Source organism: Bacillus sp. FSL M8-0077, from assembly GCF_038050255.1.
GTDB lineage: Bacteria > Bacillota > Bacilli > Bacillales > Bacillaceae > Bacillus > Bacillus altitudinis.
Genome location: NZ_JBBPAF010000001.1, coordinates 1601387 through 1621856 on the forward strand (window position 1 = coordinate 1601387; position 20470 = coordinate 1621856).

A 20470-nucleotide genomic window follows, 5' to 3' on the forward strand; every position below is an offset into this window, starting at 1 on the left:
TGATGGCAGGGGGAGAAAGCAAGATGGGGAAAGTATACATTGTTGGTGCCGGACCGGGTGACCCAGACTTAATTACACTAAAGGCCCATAAGGCAATACAGCAGGCAGATGTCATTTTATATGATCGTCTTGTCAATCAAGAGATTCTTGCCCATGCCAAACCGGAGGCGGAGTTGATCTATTGCGGAAAATTGCCGAATCATCATATGATGAGACAGGAAGCGATTAACGAAGCACTTGTTGCTCATGCGAAGGAAGGGAACATAGTCGTTCGTCTAAAAGGCGGTGATCCCTTTGTATTTGGCCGTGGCGGTGAAGAAATCGAATGCTTAGCTGAGCATGGTATTCCGTATGAAGTTGTCCCAGGGATTACTTCTGGCATTGCAGCGGCTGCTTATGCAGGCATTCCAGTCACGCACCGAGAATTCAGCTCAAATGTTGCGTTTGTGACAGGGCATTATCAAAAGGATGAACATTTTGAAGAAAAGTGGGAAGCGCTGGCGACGGGGATTGATACCCTTGTCATTTACATGGGCGTCAAAAACGTGGAAAGAGTACAGCGGCTGCTTTTGAAAAATGGGCGGAATCCTGAAACCCCAGCTGCCTTTATTCACTGGGGAACGACCACAAGGCAAAAGACGACTTGCTGTACGGTGGCGACACTATCTGAAACGGTTGAAAAAGAAGGAATCGAGCATCCAAGTTTAATCGTGGTAGGAGATGTCGTTCACTTTCATCAAAAGTTGAACTGGTTTGAACCAGCACTGATTGAGAAATGAAAACAAAGATGAAAAGACACGTGGGGACATCGTGTCTTTTCGTCTGAATAAAACCAAGGTCGCAAGGAGGAGTCAAATGAAACAAGCTGTCCTTTATGTTGGGCATGGAAGCAGGGTAAAAGAAGCGCAGGATAAAGCCATTTCTTTTATGAAAAGCTGTATGCCGTTAGTGGAAGCAGATATACAAGAAATTTGTTTTTTAGAGTTGACGGACCCTTCAATCGAAGAAGGGTTTGAGACTTGTGTGCAAAAAGGAGCAACCCACATCGCAATCGTCCCGCTCCTCCTTTTAACTGCCATGCATGCCAAATCAGATATTCCAGATGAGATTGCGAAAGTACAAAAACATTTCCCAAAAGTGAAGGTGACATATGGAAGACCTATAGGCGTGAACCAAGAAGTCACGAAAGCGGTTATCGCAAGGATTGAAGAAGCAGGATACAAGGGAGAGCGCGCTAAAATTCTTTTAATTGGCCGCGGAAGCTCTGATCCAGATGTAAAGCGGGATGTGTTTGGGATTGCAGATGATGTCCGAAGCATGCTGCCTCGTGCTGAGGTTCTCCCGTGTTTTATTACAGCGTGTGAACCGAATTATCGTGACGTCTTAGCACAGTTAACAGTAGATGACGATACGCCTGTCTATCTCGTGCCTTATCTTTTATTTACCGGCATTTTAATGAAAGAGATTGAGAATGAAGCGGATCAGGCGAGAGAGCGGCTGCGAGATGTCCGTGTCTGCCGGTATATTGGGTTTCATCCCCATGTGAAAGCAGCTTATATTGAACGTGTGCAGGAAACGATTTTAAATAAAGAGAATGCGTTTCGATTTCAAGGAGAAAGCCATGCTTCCAGTTCATCTTGATCTAACCAATAAACACGTGCTGATTGCCGGTGGTGGAAGGGTTGCGGCTAGAAGGACGAGTGCGCTATGCATTGAGCCTTGCAGCATAACCATTGTGAGTCCTGACATTTGTGATGAAATGGCGAATCTCATTGAGACATATCAGCTGACTTGGAAGAAAAAGAAAGTTGATGCGGAAGATGTAAAGGATGCATTTTTCATTGTCGCTGCTACAGACGATCCTTCAGTAAACGAGTGGATGACGCAAACAGCGCTTCCTCATCAGCTCGTCAACTGTGTGAGCCAGTCAGAGCTTGGCAATGTGATTGTGCCAAAGGTTGTAAGGGCAGGAAAAGTGACAATCTCCGTATCTACGAGTGGTGCAAGCCCAGCCCGCACTAAACAGCTGGCTGCGGCCATTGAGACCTTGCTTGAACAAGAGGATGTAGATGTACTGGATGAGCTCTATATAGAAAGAAAAAAAAGACAAAGAAAAAGCCGATAAAATCGGGACTGACCCCCGTTTTTGAGACAGGGATCAAAACACCTTTATGAAACAGCCAGTTGCCGAAACTCTTTTGGTGACTGGTTGTTTAATTTCAATTGAATTCGGATATTGTTATAGTAATCAATATACTCCCTGACTGTTTTTTCTACAATGGCTGTTGTAGTGTTTGTCAGGTGGTGGAGATAGAATCCTTCTGATTTTAAACTGGAGTGGAAGGATTCGATGGGGGCATTATCAGCGGGCATTCCCTTACGGGACATGCTCATGGTAATGCTTTTTTCCTTTATCTCCTTTTGATAAGCATAAGAAGTGTAGACCGAACCTTGATCACTATGAAGTACGCAGCCTTTAGGCAGTGCCTGTAGCTGATTCAATGTATCTAGAACAAGCGAAACATCCTGTTTATCACCAATCGTATAAGCCACAATCTCACTTGTATATAAATCTTTTATGCTAGATAGATAAAGTATTTTTTGACCAAATGGCAAATACGTTATATCTGTCACCAGTTTTTCAAGTGGCTTAGTCGCAGTAAAATCCTGTTTTAAGTGATTTTCTGCAATATAATAAGGTTGACCAGTCTGTTTACGCTTTTTTACTTTCACACGACACTGTAAACCGTAGGTTTGCATAATACGTTGTACGGTCTTATGGTTCATTTTCATTTCTTTTCGCAGTAGAGCCGTTATTTTACGATAACCATACGTATATTGGTGTGCCTCACAAAGAGACGATATGAGGTCGATTAACACTTGCTGTTTTGGCTGGAGATCTTGTTTTTTCCAACGATAAAATGTTGATCTTGCGACCTCAAACATCTGACAGAATGTACTTACACTTACTGTGTCTTTTACCGTATCGTAAATCGACACGAACGCTTCTTTTTTCACTTCCTTTCCCATTCCATGTACTTTTTTAATAGGTCAATTTGTTGTTTTAGAAAACGATTTTCTGTTTTTAACTTTTCGTTCTCATCTTGATATTCAGGTCCTTTACCATATGAATACTGTTTGCCTACCGGCTGTCTTAAACGATGAATGTCTCCAGATTTATACCATTTCATCCATGTTTTAAGTTGGGTCACATTCCGAATATTTAATTCCTCCAACACTTTTTTAACTGGTACTCCCGCCAATCGCATTTCAATTGCCTTCATCTTCACTTCAAATGGATAACTAACTCTTGAACCCATAGAAAAACACCTCCAAATTGTTTTCAGGTATTCTATACCCGATTTTCAACTTAAAGGTGTTTTTATCTGTCTCACTTTATGGGGTCAGTCCCATCTCATCTAAAGATTTAATCGGCTCTTTTTTATTTTCTCAGCTTTAGGACAACATCCTCATCAGGCGTCACAAATAAAGTTTGCTGCTGATCATACGTGACAAAGCCCGGTTTTGCTCCGTTTGGTTTTTTCACATGCCGGATTTTCGTATAATCGACAGGGACGGAGCTTGATTCTTTTGCCTTCGAGAAGTAGGCAGCAATTTGTGCCGCTTCAAGCAACGTTTGTTCATCAGGCGCTTGGTGACGAATGACGACATGTGATCCAGGAATATTCTTTGTGTGCAGCCAAATGTCATCACGAGCTGCCGCCTTTGTGGTCAAATATTCGTTTTGCTTGTTGTTTTTTCCAACGAGAATCGGAACACCTTGAGAAGATTCATATGCTTCAAGCTGAATGGCCGATGGTTTTTTCTTTTTGGCGTTGCGTTTTTGTTTGGGACGCAAATATTTTCCTTCCACCAGTTCTTCTCTTATTTCCTCTAAATCTTTTGGTGAGGCAGAGGACAGCTGCTGGATCAGCTCATCAAAATAAACAATTTCTTCATGTGTTCGTTCGATTTGTTCATTTACGGCCTCTACTGCATTTTTTGCCTTTTGGTATTTTGTAAAATACGCTTGTGCATTTTCAGAAGGGGTTTTGTTTGTTTTGAGCGGGATCGTCATCTCTCCACCTTCTTCATCGTAATAATTGATGACAGTCGCTTCTTTATCCCCTTTTTTAATCGCATATATATTGGCAGTAAGCAATTCACCATAAAGCTGATACTTATGCGCATTTTGAGATTCTTCAAGCGTTCTTTTTAGTTTTTTCAGTTTTTTTTCATTTTTCTTTTTTTCATTTGCAACAAAGCGTTCAAGATCAGCCGCCTGCTGTTTGACTCTGTCTCTTTCAGCTTTTCCGAAATAAAAGCGGTCAAGCAGCTCGCTTAGAGAATCAAATGTCTTCATGTCACCATCGACGTGCTGAAGTTCTAATAAATAAAAATACTCTTTCCCATCTTTTCTCGTGAGCTGAGGGGTAAAAGAATGCGCCTGTATGAGCTGGAACATCTCGAGTAATGTACTTGGAATCGTTTCCTGATTGGCAAGACCGGCCCTGTGGACAGCTTCCTTAGCAAACAGCGGAGAAACTCCGGAGAATGTATCGACAATTTGATTGGCGATTTTCCCTTCTTGAAAACGTAAATGCTTTAAAATATCTTCCTTCGTCACGTCAAAAGGATTCAGCTTTTGCTGTGCCGGCGGCAGAAGATATTGATGTCCGGGCAGCACCGTTCGATAGCTGTTCACAGATGGAGAAAGATGTTTCAGTCCGTCAATGATCTGCTCCGTTTCGTCCTCCACGAGGATCAAGTTGCTGTGCCTGCCCATAATTTCAATATATAGCTTACGGGTTTGTTCATCGCCAATTTCATTTCGGCTTCGCACGTGCAGCACGATCACCCGATCTAACCCAATTTGTTCAAAACGTTCAATGAACCCACCCTCAAGATGTTTTCTGAGAAGCATACAAAACATTGGCGGTTCGCTCGGATTATCATCATGGTGCTCAGTGAGCTGTACTCTTGCATAGCTCGGGTGAGCGGATAAAAGAAGCTTATGATTCTTCCCCTTTGATCGGATATGAAAAATCAGCTCATGCTTGTATGGCTGATGTATTTTCGAAATTCTTCCACCAGTTAATGTTTCTTGCAATTCATTTGTCATACCGTATGTAAAAATGCCGTCAAATGACATGTTGGATACACCCTCTTCTTTCACACAAATCTACTGAAAGAACCTTACGTTTTCTCGTTCTTTAGGCAGTCTTATTATTATAGCATGATTTAGGACGAGTCTGAATAAACTGGCTTATAGAACACTGCATAAGAGAGAGAACAAAAGAGGAGTGGACGAGGTCAAATGAATTGGCATGAACTGAACCAAACCGATTTATTAAAAACAATGAATACATCGATAGGTGACGGACTGTCAGAAAAAGATGTGCAAAAGCGGCTTGAAAAGCATGGGCCAAATGAATTGCAGGAAGGGAAAAAGGCGTCGGCGTTCGTTATTTTTTTAGCGCAATTTAAAGACTTTATGGTGTTAATCCTGCTTGCGGCAACGATTATTTCTGCCTTTTTAGGTGAATACATTGATGCTGTGGCGATTGTGGCGATTGTGCTGATAAATGGTGTGCTTGGCTTTTATCAGGAACGCCGTGCGGAAAAGTCCCTCCAAGCACTAAAGGAATTATCAACGCCGCATGTCTATGCAAGGAGAAACAATGAATGGGTCAAGATCCCGTCCAAGCACCTCGTGCCGGGAGATATTGTGAAGTTTTCAAGCGGGGACCGAATTGGGGCAGATATCAGATTACTAGAAACAAAGAGTTTGGAAATCGAAGAATCTGCCCTCACTGGAGAGTCCATCCCAGCGGTCAAACATGCGAGTCCGCTCTCGCGAGATCATGTCTCGCTTGGAGATTTGACGAACATGGCCTTTATGGGGACTCTTGTCACAAGAGGAAGCGGTGTAGGTGTTGTCATCGGTACAGGGATGAATACGGCGATGGGACAAATTGCCGGTATGCTGGATTCAGCAGGTAATATGGAAACACCGCTGCAAAGGCGCCTTGAGCAGCTTGGGAAAATTTTGATTGTTGCTGCCTTATTTTTAACTGTGCTTGTGGTTGTTCTTGGTGTAGTGCAAGGTCATGATTTGTATCATATGTTCTTGGCGGGTGTATCTCTCGCGGTTGCTGCGATTCCAGAAGGAGTGCCGGCGATCGTCACTGTCGCACTTTCCCTTGGTGTGCAGCGGATGATTAAACAAAAATCCATTGTCAGAAAGCTGCCGGCCGTCGAAACACTCGGCTGCGCCTCGATTATTTGTTCAGATAAAACAGGCACAATGACACAAAATAAAATGACAGTAACACATGTATGGGCAGAGGGGAAAACGTGGAATATTTCTGGCGCAGGGTACGAGCCGTCAGGTGATTTTACTTTAAACGGAGAACTTGTTCATGTAGACAAACATCCAAGCCTGCAAAAGGTGCTATTATACGGAGCGCTTTGTAATACATCGACCATCGTTGAAAAAGATGGAGAGATGAGACTTGATGGTGATCCGACAGAAGGAGCACTTCTCACCGCTGCGCGTAAAGCGGGTTTTACAGAGCAATTCATCGAAGCAGGATTTCGTGTGGTGGAGGAGTTCCCTTTTGACTCTGAAAGAAAAATGATGTCAGTCGTCGTGGAAACGAATCAGAAGGAGCGGTATGTCATTGCCAAAGGGGCGCCAGATGTGCTAATGAACCGTTCAAGTCATATGATGCACGGCGGACGTACCGCCTCATTTTCAAAGGTCCACCGGCAAGAAACAGAAGCTGCCATTCAAGGTTTAGCAAGACAAGCGCTTAGAACCATTGCGATTGCATATAAAAAAGTAAGCCTTACAGAAAAAATCACCTCTGTTCAGCAGGCAGAAACTGGCCTCACATTCATCGGTCTAGAGGGCATGATTGATCCACCTCGTCCTGAAGTGAGACGAGCGATCAAAGAATGCCGGGATGCTGGCATTAAAACAGTGATGATTACAGGCGATCACGTAGAAACGGCTAAAGCGATCGCTAAAGATTTAAGTCTCTTACCGAAGCAAGGAAAGGTGCTTGATGGAAAAGCTCTGGATCAGCTAAGCGACAAAGAGCTGGAGCAAACAGCAGAAGATGTGTACGTCTTTGCCCGTGTATCACCTGAGCATAAACTGAGAATTGTGAAGGCCTATCAAAAAAATGGCCATATTGTCGCGATGACAGGTGATGGGGTGAATGATGCGCCAGCGATTAAACAGGCGGATATTGGTATATCCATGGGGATTACCGGAACTGACGTTGCCAAAGAAGCTTCTTCTCTTATTTTGCTTGATGACAACTTTGCGACCATTAAATCCGCTATTAAAGAGGGCCGGAATATTTATGAAAACATTCGCAAATTTGTCCGCTATTTGCTGGCATCGAATGTGGGAGAGATTTTGGTCATGCTGTTTGCGATGCTTCTTGCGCTTCCATTGCCTCTCGTTCCAATTCAAATTTTGTGGGTAAACCTTGTCACAGACGGCTTGCCGGCTATGGCACTTGGAATGGATAAACCAGAAGGCGATGTCATGAAGAGAAAGCCGCGGAACATGAAAGAGGGGATTTTTGCAAGAGGGCTTGGCTGGAAGGTCGTATCAAGAGGGTTTCTGATCGGGATTGCCACTTTGTTAGCCTTTATGTTTGTGTATCACCGTGATCCGAACAATCTTCAATATGCGCAGACGGTTGCATTCAGCACACTCGTTTTGGCGCAGCTCATTCATGTGTTTGACTGCCGCAGTGAACGGTCTATTTTTGAACGCAATCCATTTGGGAATATGTACTTGATCGGCGCTGTTGTGTCTTCCCTGCTGCTGATGCTTGTGGTCATTTATTATCCGCCGCTTCAGCCAATTTTCAAAACGGTGGCGGTCGCACCAGTCGATTGGCTTCTGATCATCGGTATGTCTGCATTGCCAACTTTTTTACTGGCAGGATCACTTTTGACAAGAAAAAAATAATTGGTTATGGTATAATTTTGAGGTAATAGTGTCTGCTATTACCTTTTTCATTTTATTAATATGAAAGAATTGGGTGTTTTGACATGATACGCAGTATGACGGGATTCGGCCAAGCGAGTAAAACGGATGGAGAACTGACAGTGTCAGTTGAGCTAAAATCGGTCAATCACCGTTTTAAAGAGGTTCATGCCCGTTTGCCGAGGCCGCTTTTATATTTCGAAGATACATTGAAAAAAATCATTCTTCGTCACGTGCAGCGCGGTCGAATTGAGCTGTTTGTTACGATTGAAGGCGGTAAACTTGCAAGCCGGTCTTTACAGATTGACTGGCCGCTGCTTGATGAATATATGAAAGCCGCAAAAGACCTTGAGGACCGCTATCACATTTCAGGTATTCAGCATGCACATGACTTACTGAAGCTGGAACAGGCTGTTCAGGTGGAAGAGTCAGTCAGCCGAAATGAGCAGCTGGAGCAATTACTGATAGACACTTGTGAAGAAGCTGTCAAGGAGCTTTGCTTTATGAGAGAGCAAGAGGGCACATCACTTCAAAAAGACTGTGAACTCAGGCTGTCTGAACTTGAGGCATTTACAGAAGAAATCAAAGTGTTTGCACCAGAGGTTGTGAGCCAGTACAAAGAACGATTGAATCAAAGATTGCAAGAATGGATCGGAGAGGCGCTTGAAGAGAGCAGACTAACCACAGAGGCGGCCATCTTTGCGGATCGCTGTGACATTACAGAAGAGATTACGAGGCTGAAAAGTCATTTTCAGCAGTTCCAGCAAATTTTGACGCAAGGCGGCGCTGCCGGTCGAAAGCTTGACTTTCTTGTACAGGAGCTCAACCGTGAAGTCAACACGATTGGATCTAAAGCAAACCATCACCATTTAACAAAGCTGGTGGTTGAAATGAAAAGCGCTATTGAAAAAATAAAAGAACAAGTGCAAAATATAGAATAGTCATTGTGTATGCTGTTTACAGTGCGTCTCTTTCGGCGAGACTAGAGACGTTTATATTACAGGGGGACGAAAGAAGATGACCATAAAGTTGATCAATATCGGATTTGGAAACATCATTTCAGCGAATCGGATGATTTCGATCGTCAGTCCGGAATCAGCACCGATTAAACGAATGATACAAGACGCAAGAGATCGAGGCATGCTCATTGATGCGACATACGGAAGAAGAACCCGTGCTGTTGTCATTATGGACAGTGACCATGTCATCTTATCTGCCGTTCAGCCTGAGACTGTTGCGCAAAGACTTTCTGTAAAAGAAGAAATCATAGATGAAGGGCAGGGGTAATACGCCATTATGAAAGAAAGAGGACTTTTAATCGTTCTCTCTGGACCTTCGGGAGTTGGAAAAGGAACGGTCAGACAAGCCATTTTCTCCCAGGAAGATACGAAATTTGAATACTCTATTTCTGTGACAACCCGCAAACCGCGTGAAGGTGAAAGAAATGGTGTAGATTATTTCTTTAAAACCAGGGAAGAATTTGAACATATGATTGAAAACAAAAAGCTGTTAGAATGGGCAGAATATGTCGGGAATTACTACGGCACGCCTGTTGACTATGTAGAACAAACATTGAGCGAAGGGAAAGACGTTTTCCTTGAAATCGAAGTGCAAGGTGCACTTCAAGTAAGAGAAGCATTCCCGGAAGGTCTCTTTATTTTTCTTGCACCGCCAAGTCTTTCAGAACTTCAAAACCGCATTATTACACGCGGGACAGAATCTGAGGACCTCATCCGTAACCGAATGGCTGCTGCAAAAGAAGAAATTGAAATGATGGATGCTTATGACTATGTCGTTGAAAACGACGATGTCGAGATTGCATGTGAAAGAATTAAAGCGATCGTCCTTGCAGAGCACCTGCGAAGAGACAGAGTCGCACCAAGATATAAAAAAATGCTGGGGGTAGAATAAACTATGTTAGATCCTTCAATTGACTCATTGATGAACAAACTTGACTCAAAATATACACTTGTCACAGTGTCTGCACGCCGTGCACGTGAAATGCAAATCCATCAAGATCAACAAATCGAAAACACAAAATCCTACAAATTTGTAGGGAAGGCTCTTGAAGAAATCGATGCTGGTCTTTTGACATTTGAAAAAGAAGAGCAAGAATAACATCGCTTCTGCTATTGCAGATACGATACGTTCAAAAAAGTCAAAACTATGATTGGTTTTGACTTTTTTGAATTGTAGACGAATTTGTGAAAAAGGCCGCTAAGGGGGACAAACAAATGTTACAGTCAAAAAATATTTTACTCGGCGTCAGCGGAGGAATCGCCGTATATAAAGCAGCTGCACTCACTAGTAAACTCGTACAGGCAGGCGCAAACGTAAGAGTGATTATGACAGAATCTGCCCGTGAGTTTGTGTCTCCGCTCACCTTTCAAGCCCTATCTCGGCATGAGGTGTATGTGGATACATTTAAAGAAAACAATCCAAAAGTCATTGCACATATTGATGTAGCTGACTGGGCCGATCTCATTCTTGTTGCCCCTGCAACAGCACATACCATTGGTAAAATGGCCGCAGGACTTGCTGATGATATGCTCACAACGACCTTGCTTGCTTCAACTGCTCCTGTATGGATTGCACCGGCTATGAATGTGCACATGTATGACCATCCAGCTGTCAAGCGGAACATCCGCACTTTATATGAAGACGGCTACCGGTTTATAGAGCCAAGTGAAGGCTATTTAGCATGCGGCTACATTGGAAAAGGACGCTTAGAGGAGCCTGAAAAAATTGTTGAACACATTCGTGCATTTTTTGATGAGCCAACCAGCTTGCCGCTTTCAGGTAAAAAAGTCGTGGTCACAGCTGGCCCTACACGAGAAGTGATCGACCCTGTTCGTTTCCTTTCAAATCGATCTTCTGGGAAAATGGGCTATGCCATTGCAGAAGCTGCCGAGCAAATGGGCGCTGATGTCACGCTCATTTCAGGACCTGTTTCGTTAACTGCGCCTGAGCATGTGGACGTGGTACACGTGGAATCGGCTGAGGAGATGTATCAAGCAGCGTTAAATGTATACGAGACAGCAGATATAGTGATTAAATCAGCGGCCGTTGCCGATTATACGCCTGTCACGACGTATTCTCATAAAATGAAAAAACAAGATGGTGCACTAGCGGTTGAATTTAAGCGGACGAAAGATATTTTAAAAGAGCTTGGGAAAAGAAAAGAACATCAGGTGCTAGTCGGCTTTGCAGCTGAGACGCAGGATGTAGAATATTATGCGAAAAAGAAAATCGAATCCAAGCATTTAGATATGATTGTCGCGAACAATGTTGCAGCAGAGGGCGCAGGCTTTGGCACAGATACAAATGTCGCAGCATTGATCAAAGTAGACGGCACAAAAAAAGAGCTGCCAATGATGAGCAAAAAAGACCTTGCCTTTGAAATCTTACAGGAGGCAAAGCAGCTGCTGCCAAAAGAGCGTGATCGAGCATGATTGCTGAAGTGATTGTCGATGTCACAACGAAAGCCATTGACCGGCCATTTGACTATCGTGTGCCAGACCGCTTTAAAGGCCTTGTCAAGGCTGGTATGAGGGTAGTAGTTCCTTTTGGCCCAAGGAAGATTCAAGGGTTTGTGACAAAAATCAAAGAAGAAACAGACGTACAGTCAGGAAACATCAAGGACATTGTCGATTTATTTGATTTATCTCCTGTTCTGACAGATGAGCTATTGGAGCTTTCCCACTGGCTGACGGAAAAAACATTGTCCTATCATATTACGGCGCTTCAATCGATGCTTCCGGCAGCGATGAAAGCCAAATATGAAAAAGAAATTCAGGTGTTATCAGCTGAGGAACTTCCGCAGTCATTGAAAGAGCTTTTCGGTCAGCAAGAGAGCATCCTTTACGCTGACATTCCGCCTGAACAGCTGAAGCCTATTCAAAAGCATGTCCAAAAAGGCCATCTAGAAGTCAGATATCACGTCTCACAAAAATCCGGAAAGAAAAAGGTGCGGACACTTCAGATAGCAGTTGCGAAAGAAAAACTTGAAGAAAAGCAGGAGCAGTTAAAGAAAAATGCGGTGAAACAGAAGGCGCTGCTTGCCTTTTTACTTCAAACGAATGAAACCACGTTTTTAGCAAAAGATTTGCAGCAGCAAACAGGTGCTAGTTCTCAAACGATAAAAGCCTTGATTCAAGAAGGTCTGTTAACAGAAAGCTATGAAGAGATTTATCGAGATCCTTATCGGGATAGGGAGTTTACACCATCTACTCCTCTTGATCTCACAACAGAGCAAGCAGAAGCGGCAAAACCCATTCATCAAGCAGTGAGCGATGACAAACATGAAACGTTTTTACTGCACGGAGTCACAGGAAGCGGTAAAACCGAAATTTATTTACAGACAATTGATCATGTCCTCCAAAAAGGAAAAGAAGCGATCGTACTAGTTCCTGAGATTTCATTAACCCCTCAAATGGTCCAGCGTTTTAAAGAGCGCTTCGGGTCCAATGTGGCTGTCCTTCATAGCGGCTTATCGACAGGGGAAAAATACGATGAATGGCGGAAAATCCACCGCAAGGAAGTCAAGCTTGTCGTTGGCGCAAGATCGGCTGTTTTTGCCCCGTTTGAGAATTTAGGAATGATCATTATAGATGAAGAACATGAATCGTCTTATAAACAAGAGGAAATGCCTCGTTATCATGCAAAAGATGTTGCCATTGAACGAGCAGGGCGGCACCAATGTCCGGTTGTATTAGGCAGTGCAACGCCTTCACTTGAGTCATATGCACGTGCGAAAAAGGGTGTGTATACGCTGCTGACGCTCAAACGGCGCGTCAATCAGCAGCAGCTGCCGCACGTTTCGTTAATTGATATGAGAGAAGAATTAAGAAACGGCAACCGCTCCATGTTCTCAGAAGAATTAATGCTCAGGTTAAAAGAAGTACTTGAAAGGAAAGAACAGGCGGTTTTATTTCTAAATAAAAGAGGCTATTCATCCTTTGTGATGTGCCGTGATTGCGGATATGTGGAACAATGTCCACATTGTGAGATCTCTCTCACTTATCACCGCTTTCAAAAACGGCTGAAGTGCCATTACTGCGGTCACGAAGCTCCTGTACCTGCAGAATGCCCAGAATGTCATAGTGAGCATATTCGCTATTTTGGTACAGGCACGCAGCGTGTGGAAGAAGAGCTGACGAAGGTATTGCCAGAAGCAAGGGTCATCCGAATGGATGTAGATACAACCTCTCGGAAAGGCGCGCACGAAAAGCTTCTCACGTCCTTTGGCAATAAAGAAGCGGATATTCTGCTTGGGACGCAAATGATAGCAAAAGGATTAGACTTCCCAGATGTTACACTGGTCGGTGTCCTCAGCGCGGATACGTCTCTGCACATCCCTGATTTTCGTTCAAGTGAAAAAACGTTTCAGCTTCTTACACAAGTAAGCGGACGGGCGGGACGTCATGAAAAAGCGGGGTCAGTCATTATTCAATCATATACACCTTCGCATTATAGTATTGAATTAACGAAACAGCATGATTATGAAGCCTTTTATGAGCAGGAGATGCTGCACCGTCGTCATCAGTCCTATCCGCCGTTTTACTTTTTGGCTATGGTGACTGTGTCACATGAAGAAGTGACGAAGGCAGCGCATGTCACGGACAAAATTGTTCAGTTCCTAAAAATGAATTGTGCACCGAATACAAGAATTCTCGGTCCTGCTGCTTCTCCAATCGCTAAGATCAAAGATAGATATCGATATCAATGCGTGATAAAATACAAAAGGGAAAATGAACTGGCAAGTTTATTACGAAAAATACAAGATCATTATCAAAAAGAAATGGAACAAAAACAGTTGATGATATCAATCGATATGAATCCATATATGATGATGTAAAACGGAGGTCTTTTCGTGGCAATCAAACCGATCGTCTTACATCCGGCAGACGTGCTTGAACAACAAACAGAGCTTGTTGATACATTCGATAAAAAACTCAAAAAACTGCTGGATGATATGTATGATACAATGCTTGAACTAGATGGAGTCGGCCTAGCCGCACCACAAATCGGCATCTCAAAAAGAATCGCCGTGGTCGATATCGGAGAAGATTCTGGGAGGATTGACTTAGTTAATCCTGAGATTCTTGAAGTGGAAGGGAGCCAGACAGACATTGAAGGCTGCCTGAGCTTTCCATCTTTGTACGGAACGGTCGAAAGACCAAATTATGTGAAGGTGAAAGCCTTTGATAAGAAAGGCAAACCATTTACAATAGAAGCAGAAGGATTTTTAGCAAGAGCTTTATTGCATGAAATTGATCACTTAGACGGCGTATTATTCACGTCGAAGATCATTCAAACCTATACAGAAAAAGAACTTGCGGAAATGGAAGGGTGAAGAAAATGGCACGTATCGTATTTATGGGAACCCCTGATTTCTCAGTACCTGTGCTGCAAACACTTATCACAGAAGGATACGAAGTGGTAGGGGTCGTCACACAGCCAGATCGCCCGAAAGGCAGAAAACGAGTGCTCACGCCGCCACCTGTAAAAGTAGAAGCCTTAAAACATGGCATTCCAGTTTTACAGCCTGAAAAGGTACGTCTTGATGAAGAAATTGATAAAGTGCTTGCGTTAAAGCCAGATTTGATCGTAACAGCAGCATTCGGACAAATTTTGCCAAAAAGATTACTTGATGAGCCTGAATTTGGCTGTATCAACGTTCATGCCTCACTTTTGCCAGAACTAAGAGGCGGTGCACCGATCCATTATGCGATCTTGCAAGGCAAAAAGAAAACAGGCGTGACGATCATGTATATGGTGGAAAAGCTTGATGCAGGTGACATGATTAGCAAAGTAGAAGTAGAAATTGATGAATTAGATAATGTCGGAACACTGCACGATAAATTAAGTGTGGCTGGTGCGGCCTTATTAAAAGAAACAGTTCCAAATGTGTTAAGCAGGTCCATCTCGCCAATTCCGCAAAATGAAGAGGCAGCAACATATGCACCAAATATTAAGCGGGAGCAGGAAAGGTTAGACTGGACAAAACCAGGAGAAGAGCTTTACAACCAAGTTCGTGGCTTAAACCCATGGCCAGTTGCCTATACTGAATGGAACGGCGCCAACTTAAAAGTATGGGAAGCGAAAAAAGTTCCGCTTCAAGCGCCAGAAGAACCTGGGAAAGTGATTGAGCTTCAAAAAGAAGGACCAGTCATTGGAACGGGAAATCAGCAAGGCCTTTTATTAACGAGTGTACAGCCCGCTGGAAAGAAAAAAATGAGCGGTGAAGACTTCCTAAGAGGCGCAAATATCGAAATTGGACAGAAATTAGGGTTAATCAATGAAGAAAAGTAATGTGAGAGAAGTAGCGCTGGACGCTTTAATCAAACTCGAACAAAATCAAGCCTACAGTAACTTGCTTTTGCAGTCAGTGATGAAAGAGAAAGAACTCTCCGATCAAGACAAACCGCTATTAACAGAACTTGTATACGGTACACTGCAAAACAAGCTGGCACTTGATTATATGCTCACACCCTTTGTGAAAAAACCGCAAAAAGTGGCTCCGTGGGTCATGCAGCTTTTGCGGATGTCTCTTTATCAAATGGTTTATCTCGAAAAAATTCCAGATCGTGCAGCCATCCATGAAGCAGTGGAACTAACGAAAAAGCGCGGACATAAAGGCATTTCTTCACTAGTAAACGGCGTTCTTCGTTCCGTGCAAAGAGAGGGAGTTCCATCATTTGATGCGATCAAAGATCCGGTCAAACGGCTATCGGTTGAGACAAGCCATCCATTGTGGCTCGTACAAGAATGGGTAGAGGCGTACGGTTTTGAAGCAGCAGAAAGCATGTGCCGTATTCATTTAGTCCCGCCAAAGCAGACATTGCGTGTCAATCGAATGAAAAAAGACCGCACTGCACTGCAGCAAGAACTCATGGATGCAGGAATTGAAACAGAGCTCGGCGACTTATCTGAGGATGCACTCAAACTCATGAAAGGATCTATCGTATCTACTCCTTTCTTTCAAGAGGGCTTTGTCACGATTCAAGATGAAAGCTCCATGCTTGTTGCAAGAGCGCTGGACCCTCAGCCGGGAGAAATGGTGCTTGATGCCTGTGCTGCTCCTGGTGGTAAATCAACACATATCGCAGAGCGAATGAACGATGAGGGGAACATTGTGTCTCTTGATTTACATGAGCACAAAGTAAAACTGATCAAACAGGCAGCAAAGCGTCTAAACTTAACGCACATTGAGGCAAAAGCGCTTGATGCAAGAAAAGCATCCGACCATTATGATGATGCTTCGTTTGACCGTATTCTCATTGATGCACCATGTTCAGGTTTTGGCGTCATTAGACGAAAACCAGATATGAAATATACAAAGTCCTCGGAAGACTCAGCAAGACTTGCGACAATTCAGCAATCGATCTTGCATGAAGCAGCCCAGCTGCTAAAGCCAGGCGGAACCCTTGTATACAGTACATGTACAATGGATCCAACAGAAAATCAACAAGTGATTCATGCGTTTTTACAAGAACACCAAGACTTCGAACCCGATCTATCTCTTAATGAACGGCTGCCTGAGCAGGTTGCTCCGTTTGTTCAAAACGGAAGTGTACAAATTCTTCCTCATTATTTCGGAACAGATGGTTTCTTTATTTGCAGCATGAGAAAGAAGGGATAAAAAATGACAGAACAAAAACAAAAAGTAAGAAAAGAACTGAAGACAGATATGCCGTCGATCTACTCATTTGAGCTAAACGAAATCAAAGAATGGTTAAAGGAACAAGGCGAAAAGCCTTTCCGTGCAACACAAATTTTTGAGTGGCTTTATGAAAAACGCGTCACATCCTTTGATGAAATGTCTAACCTTTCAAAGGAATTAAGAGAGAAATTAAAAGATCAATTTGCGATCACCACATTAAAAACTGTGATCAAACAAACGTCTCAAGACGGAACGATCAAGTTTTTATTTGAATTACATGATGGTTATACGATTGAAACAGTGCTGATGCGTCACGAATACGGCAACTCTGTCTGTGTCACAACTCAGGTTGGCTGCCGAATTGGCTGCACGTTCTGTGCATCTACACTTGGCGGGTTAAAACGAAACCTTGAAGCAGGAGAAATCGTTGCTCAAGTATTGAAAGTGCAGCAGGCGCTTGATGAAACAGATGAGAGAGTCAGCTCAGTTGTCATCATGGGAATTGGTGAACCGTTTGATAACTTTGACGAAATGCTTGCTTTCCTTAAAATCATCAATCATGACAACGGCTTAAATATTGGCGCGCGTCATATTACAGTGTCGACAAGCGGAATCATTCCAAAGATCTATCAATTCGCTGATGAGCAAATGCAAATCAATTTTGCTGTCTCGCTGCATGCACCAAACACAGAAATCAGAAGCCGTTTGATGCCGATCAATAAGGCATATAAGCTGCCAAAATTAATGGAAGCCATTGAATACTACATTCAAAAAACAGGAAGACGTGTTAGCTTTGAATACGGTCTGTTTGGCGGAGTCAATGATCAAGTTCATCACGCAGAAGAACTTGCTGACTTATTAAAAGGAATCAAATGTCATGTAAACCTCATTCCGGTGAACTATGTACCAGAAAGAGATTACGTGAGAACACCAAGAGAACAAATCTTCCTATTTGAAAAAACGCTGAAAGAACGAGGCGTAAACGTAACGATTAGACGAGAGCAAGGCCATGATATTGATGCTGCTTGCGGTCAGCTAAGAGCGAAGGAGCGTCAGGAAGAGACGAGGTGACGAATGTTGATAAGGGCAGCCTTTCAAACCGATACAGGAAAAGTCCGTCAGCATAATGAAGATGATGCAGGTATTTTTGAAGCAAAAGAAGACACACTTCTAGCTGTTGTAGCAGATGGAATGGGAGGTCATCTTGCTGGTGATGTAGCCAGCAAGATGGCAGTTTCTTCTTTAAAAGAATACTGGCAGGAAACATCTTCAATTCCAAATAAACCAGCCGATCAAGAGAATTGGTTAATCTCAAAAATTAGCGAAATTAATGACCAAGTATACGAACATGCGAAAAACAATGAGGAGTGCCAAGGAATGGGGACGACCATCGTTTGTGCGCTCGTTCATTTGCAAACGGTCACAATTGCCCATATTGGTGACAGCCGCTGCTACTTGCTAAGAGAAGGCGCACTGACCCAATTAACAGATGATCACTCACTAGTGAATGAGTTAGTGAAAACAGGAGAGATTTCAAAAGCGGATGCAGAATATCATCCAAGAAAAAATGTGCTCACCAAAGCGTTAGGAACGGATAAACACGTTCAAATTGATGCACGAACTTTTGAAATTGACCCAGGAGATCAAATTTTGCTTTGCTCAGACGGGTTATCGAATAAAGTAGAAGAAGAGTATTTGATTCAGATATTATCGCAAACAACCGCACCAGATGAAAAAGTAACAGAGTTAGTTCAAACAGCGAATGACAACGGCGGTGAAGATAACATTACAGCAGTACTGTTAGAAATCTCCTCCCAAACAGAGGAGGGTGACAGCAAGTGTTGATCGGAAAAAGGATCAGCGGCCGTTATCAAATTCTTCGCGCCATAGGCGGAGGCGGAATGGCCAACGTTTATTTGGCGGAGGATATGATTTTAGATCGCGAAGTGGCGATTAAAATTTTACGGTTTGACTTTGCAAGCGATGATGATTTTATTAGACGGTTCCGGAGAGAAGCGAAATCAGCAGCCAGCTTAGATCATCCGAATATTGTCAGTATCTACGATGTAGGGGAAGAAGATGACATTTATTATATTGTCATGGAATATGTCGAGGGGATGACGCTAAAGGAATACATACACGCCAATGGACCACTTCATCCAAAAGAAGCCGTTCGCATCATGGAGCAAGTCGTTGCGGCGATGGAAGAAGCCCATGCGAAACAGCTCGTCCATAGAGACATTAAGCCTCACAATATATTAATAGACAACTTGGGGAATATCAAAGTCACTGATTTTGGCATTGCCATGGCACTTAGCTCAGCGACCATTACCCATACGAATTCTGTTCTTGGCTCCGTGCATTATTTGTCCCCAGAGCAAGCGCGCGGCGGTCTTGCAACGAAAAAGTCAGACATTTATTCACTTGGTATTGTTCTTTATGAGCTGATTTCAGGACGCATGCCATTTGAAGGAGAATCCGCTGTCAGTGTCGCACTGAAGCATTTGCAATCAGAGCCGCCATCTGTGAGAAGGTGGAATCCTTCTGTACCACAAAGCGTGGAGAACATCATTTTAAAAGCGATGGCCAAAGATCCATTCTATCGATACGAAGATGCATCTGAAATGCAAAAAGACTTAAAAACGGCTTTTGACCCTGCAAGACTAAAAGAAAAGCGCTTTGTCATTGAAGAAGATCATGAAGCAACAAAAGCCATTCCCATTATAAAAGATCATCAAGTCGATCAAGACAATGAAAAAACAGCCGTCCACCCGGTTCAAAAACCAAAGAAGAAAGAGAAACAAAAACCGAAGAAAAAACGGAAAAAATGGCCGTGGATTGTAGCGTCGATCTTATTTGTTTTGACGGCTGCGACCATTTTAGCGATCACGGTATTCCCAGGATTACTCTTTCCAAAAGATGTAGAGGTGACCGATGTTTCTGGCATGACGGTTGAAAAAGCGGAAGACACCTTGAAGAAAGCTGGATTTACCGTCGCTTCTGAACCCATTGATATTGCCGATGAAACCATTGAAAAAGGGCTGGTTGTCAAAACAGACCCGAAAATCGGAACTAAGGTAAAAGAAGGGACAGAAATTCAGCTTTATCAAAGTACAGGTAAAGAAAAAACCGAATTACCTGATGTAACAGGTGAAAAGGTCGAGAAAGCAAAAGAACTATTAGAGAAAAAAGGGTTTAAACAGGTTGTTGTGGAGGAAGTGAATGATAATGACACAGAATCAGGCATTGTCATGGAACAGACACCTTCCGCAAATACAGAACTTGTCGCAGCAGATGAAGAAGTCACATTGACCGTCAGCATAGGCCCTGCCGATATTACCTTACGGGATTTAACGACGTATAGTAAACAGGCCGCATCAAATTATCTAGAGGATAATGGACTAAAGTTAGATGAAAAAGAAGCGTATTCTGACGATGTGCCAAAAGGTGAGGTCATGAAGCAAGAACCGGGAGCGGGGACAGCTGTTAAACCTGGTGATACGGTCAAAATTACCTTCTCTCTTGGACCAAAAGAGAAACCAGCCAAAACAGTGACTGAAAAGATTGCGATCCCATATGAACCAGAAACCGAAGGGCAAGAAATGAATGTTCAAATATCTATTGATGACGCAGAGCATAGCATTTCTGATTTATATGAAACCTTTAAAATCACTGCACCCACTGAGCGAACGATTAAATTTAAGATAGAACCAGGTCAAAAAGGATACTATCAGGTGACAGTGGATGATAAAGTAGTGAGCTCCAAAACGATTGAATACCCTGATGATGAATAA

18 protein-coding genes are annotated in these 20470 nt (G+C 43.1%); 16 read left to right on the forward strand and 2 right to left on the reverse strand.

The window, feature by feature from the left end; all coding sequences use genetic code 11:
• Window positions 1–23: 23 nt before the first annotated feature.
• Genes cobA through NST57_RS08235 form a run of 3 tightly spaced genes read left to right on the forward strand, consistent with a single transcriptional unit; the run spans window position 24 to window position 2125 of the window.
• Window positions 24–779 (forward strand): uroporphyrinogen-III C-methyltransferase, encoded by a 756-nt coding sequence (gene cobA, locus NST57_RS08225; protein WP_142155006.1) that lies wholly within the window; start codon window positions 24–26, stop codon window positions 777–779.
• A gap of 43 nt (window positions 780–822) precedes the next feature.
• Window positions 823–1641: a sirohydrochlorin chelatase gene (locus NST57_RS08230; protein WP_341299207.1), complete on the forward strand. Its 819-nt coding sequence runs from the start codon at window positions 823–825 to the stop codon at window positions 1639–1641.
• Window positions 1622–2125, forward strand: a complete 504-nt coding sequence (locus NST57_RS08235; RefSeq protein ID WP_341298374.1) for a precorrin-2 dehydrogenase/sirohydrochlorin ferrochelatase family protein — start codon at window positions 1622–1624, stop codon at window positions 2123–2125. Before NST57_RS08230 ends, NST57_RS08235 begins: the two co-directional genes overlap by 20 nt.
• Before the next feature lie 44 nt (window positions 2126–2169).
• Here NST57_RS08235 and NST57_RS08240 read toward each other — a convergent pair.
• Both NST57_RS08240 and NST57_RS08245 read right to left on the reverse strand, forming a co-directional pair.
• A protein-coding gene (locus tag NST57_RS08240; RefSeq protein ID WP_142155484.1) for an IS3 family transposase occupies window positions 2170–3320 on the reverse strand; the annotation gives its coding sequence in 2 pieces (ribosomal slippage) (window positions 2170–3050 and window positions 3050–3320; 1152 coding nt in all).
• Between the two features lie 122 nt (window positions 3321–3442).
• Window positions 3443–5152, reverse strand: coding sequence for an Rqc2 family fibronectin-binding protein (locus tag NST57_RS08245; RefSeq protein ID WP_341298375.1), 1710 nt, complete (start codon window positions 5150–5152; stop codon window positions 3443–3445).
• Between the two features lie 165 nt (window positions 5153–5317).
• On the opposite strand from NST57_RS08245, the gene NST57_RS08250 reads away from it, so the two are divergent.
• The 13 genes from NST57_RS08250 (at window position 5318) to pknB (ending at window position 20470) form a co-directional block, all read left to right on the forward strand.
• A complete protein-coding gene (locus NST57_RS08250; RefSeq protein WP_341298376.1) occupies window positions 5318–7993 on the forward strand; it encodes a calcium-translocating P-type ATPase, SERCA-type in 2676 nt (891 codons plus the stop codon).
• A gap of 83 nt (window positions 7994–8076) precedes the next feature.
• A complete protein-coding gene (locus NST57_RS08255; protein ID WP_142155011.1) occupies window positions 8077–8952 on the forward strand; it encodes a YicC/YloC family endoribonuclease in 876 nt (291 codons plus the stop codon).
• A 76-nt stretch (window positions 8953–9028) separates the two neighbouring features.
• Window positions 9029–9298, forward strand: a complete 270-nt coding sequence (gene remA / locus NST57_RS08260) for an extracellular matrix/biofilm regulator RemA (protein ID WP_008344898.1) — start codon at window positions 9029–9031, stop codon at window positions 9296–9298.
• Between the two features lie 9 nt (window positions 9299–9307).
• The gene (gene gmk / locus NST57_RS08265; RefSeq protein ID WP_341298377.1) at window positions 9308–9922 is read left to right on the forward strand and encodes a guanylate kinase; all 615 of its coding nucleotides are present in this window, start codon (window positions 9308–9310) and stop codon (window positions 9920–9922) included.
• A gap of 3 nt (window positions 9923–9925) precedes the next feature.
• Complete coding sequence (gene rpoZ, locus NST57_RS08270) at window positions 9926–10129, forward strand: DNA-directed RNA polymerase subunit omega (protein WP_008344896.1); 204 nt, start codon at window positions 9926–9928, stop codon at window positions 10127–10129.
• A 116-nt stretch (window positions 10130–10245) separates the two neighbouring features.
• Entirely contained in the window at window positions 10246–11463 is a 1218-nt protein-coding gene (gene coaBC / locus NST57_RS08275) for a bifunctional phosphopantothenoylcysteine decarboxylase/phosphopantothenate--cysteine ligase CoaBC (RefSeq protein WP_142155012.1), read from the forward strand.
• Window positions 11460–13868, forward strand: coding sequence for a primosomal protein N' (gene priA / locus NST57_RS08280; protein WP_341298378.1), 2409 nt, complete (start codon window positions 11460–11462; stop codon window positions 13866–13868). Before coaBC ends, priA begins: the two co-directional genes overlap by 4 nt.
• 15 nt (window positions 13869–13883) lie before the next feature.
• Window positions 13884–14366 (forward strand): peptide deformylase, encoded by a 483-nt coding sequence (gene def, locus NST57_RS08285; protein ID WP_017359337.1) that lies wholly within the window; start codon window positions 13884–13886, stop codon window positions 14364–14366.
• A 5-nt stretch (window positions 14367–14371) separates the two neighbouring features.
• Window positions 14372–15325 (forward strand): methionyl-tRNA formyltransferase, encoded by a 954-nt coding sequence (fmt, locus tag NST57_RS08290; RefSeq protein ID WP_142155014.1) that lies wholly within the window; start codon window positions 14372–14374, stop codon window positions 15323–15325.
• The gene (rsmB, locus tag NST57_RS08295; RefSeq protein WP_142155015.1) at window positions 15312–16655 is read left to right on the forward strand and encodes a 16S rRNA (cytosine(967)-C(5))-methyltransferase RsmB; all 1344 of its coding nucleotides are present in this window, start codon (window positions 15312–15314) and stop codon (window positions 16653–16655) included. The genes fmt and rsmB overlap by 14 nt, the downstream gene beginning before the upstream one ends.
• Window positions 16656–16658: 3 nt before the next feature.
• Window positions 16659–17747, forward strand: coding sequence for a 23S rRNA (adenine(2503)-C(2))-methyltransferase RlmN (rlmN, locus tag NST57_RS08300; RefSeq protein WP_341298379.1), 1089 nt, complete (start codon window positions 16659–16661; stop codon window positions 17745–17747).
• A gap of 3 nt (window positions 17748–17750) precedes the next feature.
• Window positions 17751–18521: a Stp1/IreP family PP2C-type Ser/Thr phosphatase gene (locus NST57_RS08305; RefSeq protein WP_142155017.1), complete on the forward strand. Its 771-nt coding sequence runs from the start codon at window positions 17751–17753 to the stop codon at window positions 18519–18521.
• Entirely contained in the window at window positions 18515–20470 is a 1956-nt protein-coding gene (pknB, locus tag NST57_RS08310) for a Stk1 family PASTA domain-containing Ser/Thr kinase (protein ID WP_341298380.1), read from the forward strand. The genes NST57_RS08305 and pknB overlap by 7 nt, the downstream gene beginning before the upstream one ends.

Excerpts from the sequence above, each read along its gene's own strand:
- cobA (WP_142155006.1), top strand. The coding sequence starts at position 24 with ATGGGGAAAGTATACATTGTTGGTGCCGGACCGGGTGACCCAGACTTA.
- NST57_RS08235 (WP_341298374.1), top strand. The coding sequence starts at position 1,622 with ATGCTTCCAGTTCATCTTGATCTAACCAATAAACACGTGCTGATTGCC.
- NST57_RS08245 (WP_341298375.1), bottom strand. The coding sequence starts at position 5,152 with ATGTCATTTGACGGCATTTTTACATACGGTATGACAAATGAATTGCAA.
- NST57_RS08250 (WP_341298376.1), top strand. The coding sequence starts at position 5,318 with ATGAATTGGCATGAACTGAACCAAACCGATTTATTAAAAACAATGAAT.
- NST57_RS08255 (WP_142155011.1), top strand. The coding sequence starts at position 8,077 with ATGATACGCAGTATGACGGGATTCGGCCAAGCGAGTAAAACGGATGGA.
- remA (WP_008344898.1), top strand. The coding sequence starts at position 9,029 with ATGACCATAAAGTTGATCAATATCGGATTTGGAAACATCATTTCAGCG.
- gmk (WP_341298377.1), top strand. The coding sequence starts at position 9,308 with ATGAAAGAAAGAGGACTTTTAATCGTTCTCTCTGGACCTTCGGGAGTT.
- rpoZ (WP_008344896.1), top strand. The coding sequence starts at position 9,926 with ATGTTAGATCCTTCAATTGACTCATTGATGAACAAACTTGACTCAAAA.
- coaBC (WP_142155012.1), top strand. The coding sequence starts at position 10,246 with ATGTTACAGTCAAAAAATATTTTACTCGGCGTCAGCGGAGGAATCGCC.
- priA (WP_341298378.1), top strand. The coding sequence starts at position 11,460 with ATGATTGCTGAAGTGATTGTCGATGTCACAACGAAAGCCATTGACCGG.
- fmt (WP_142155014.1), top strand. The coding sequence starts at position 14,372 with ATGGCACGTATCGTATTTATGGGAACCCCTGATTTCTCAGTACCTGTG.
- rsmB (WP_142155015.1), top strand. The coding sequence starts at position 15,312 with ATGAAGAAAAGTAATGTGAGAGAAGTAGCGCTGGACGCTTTAATCAAA.
- rlmN (WP_341298379.1), top strand. The coding sequence starts at position 16,659 with ATGACAGAACAAAAACAAAAAGTAAGAAAAGAACTGAAGACAGATATG.
- NST57_RS08305 (WP_142155017.1), top strand. The coding sequence starts at position 17,751 with ATGTTGATAAGGGCAGCCTTTCAAACCGATACAGGAAAAGTCCGTCAG.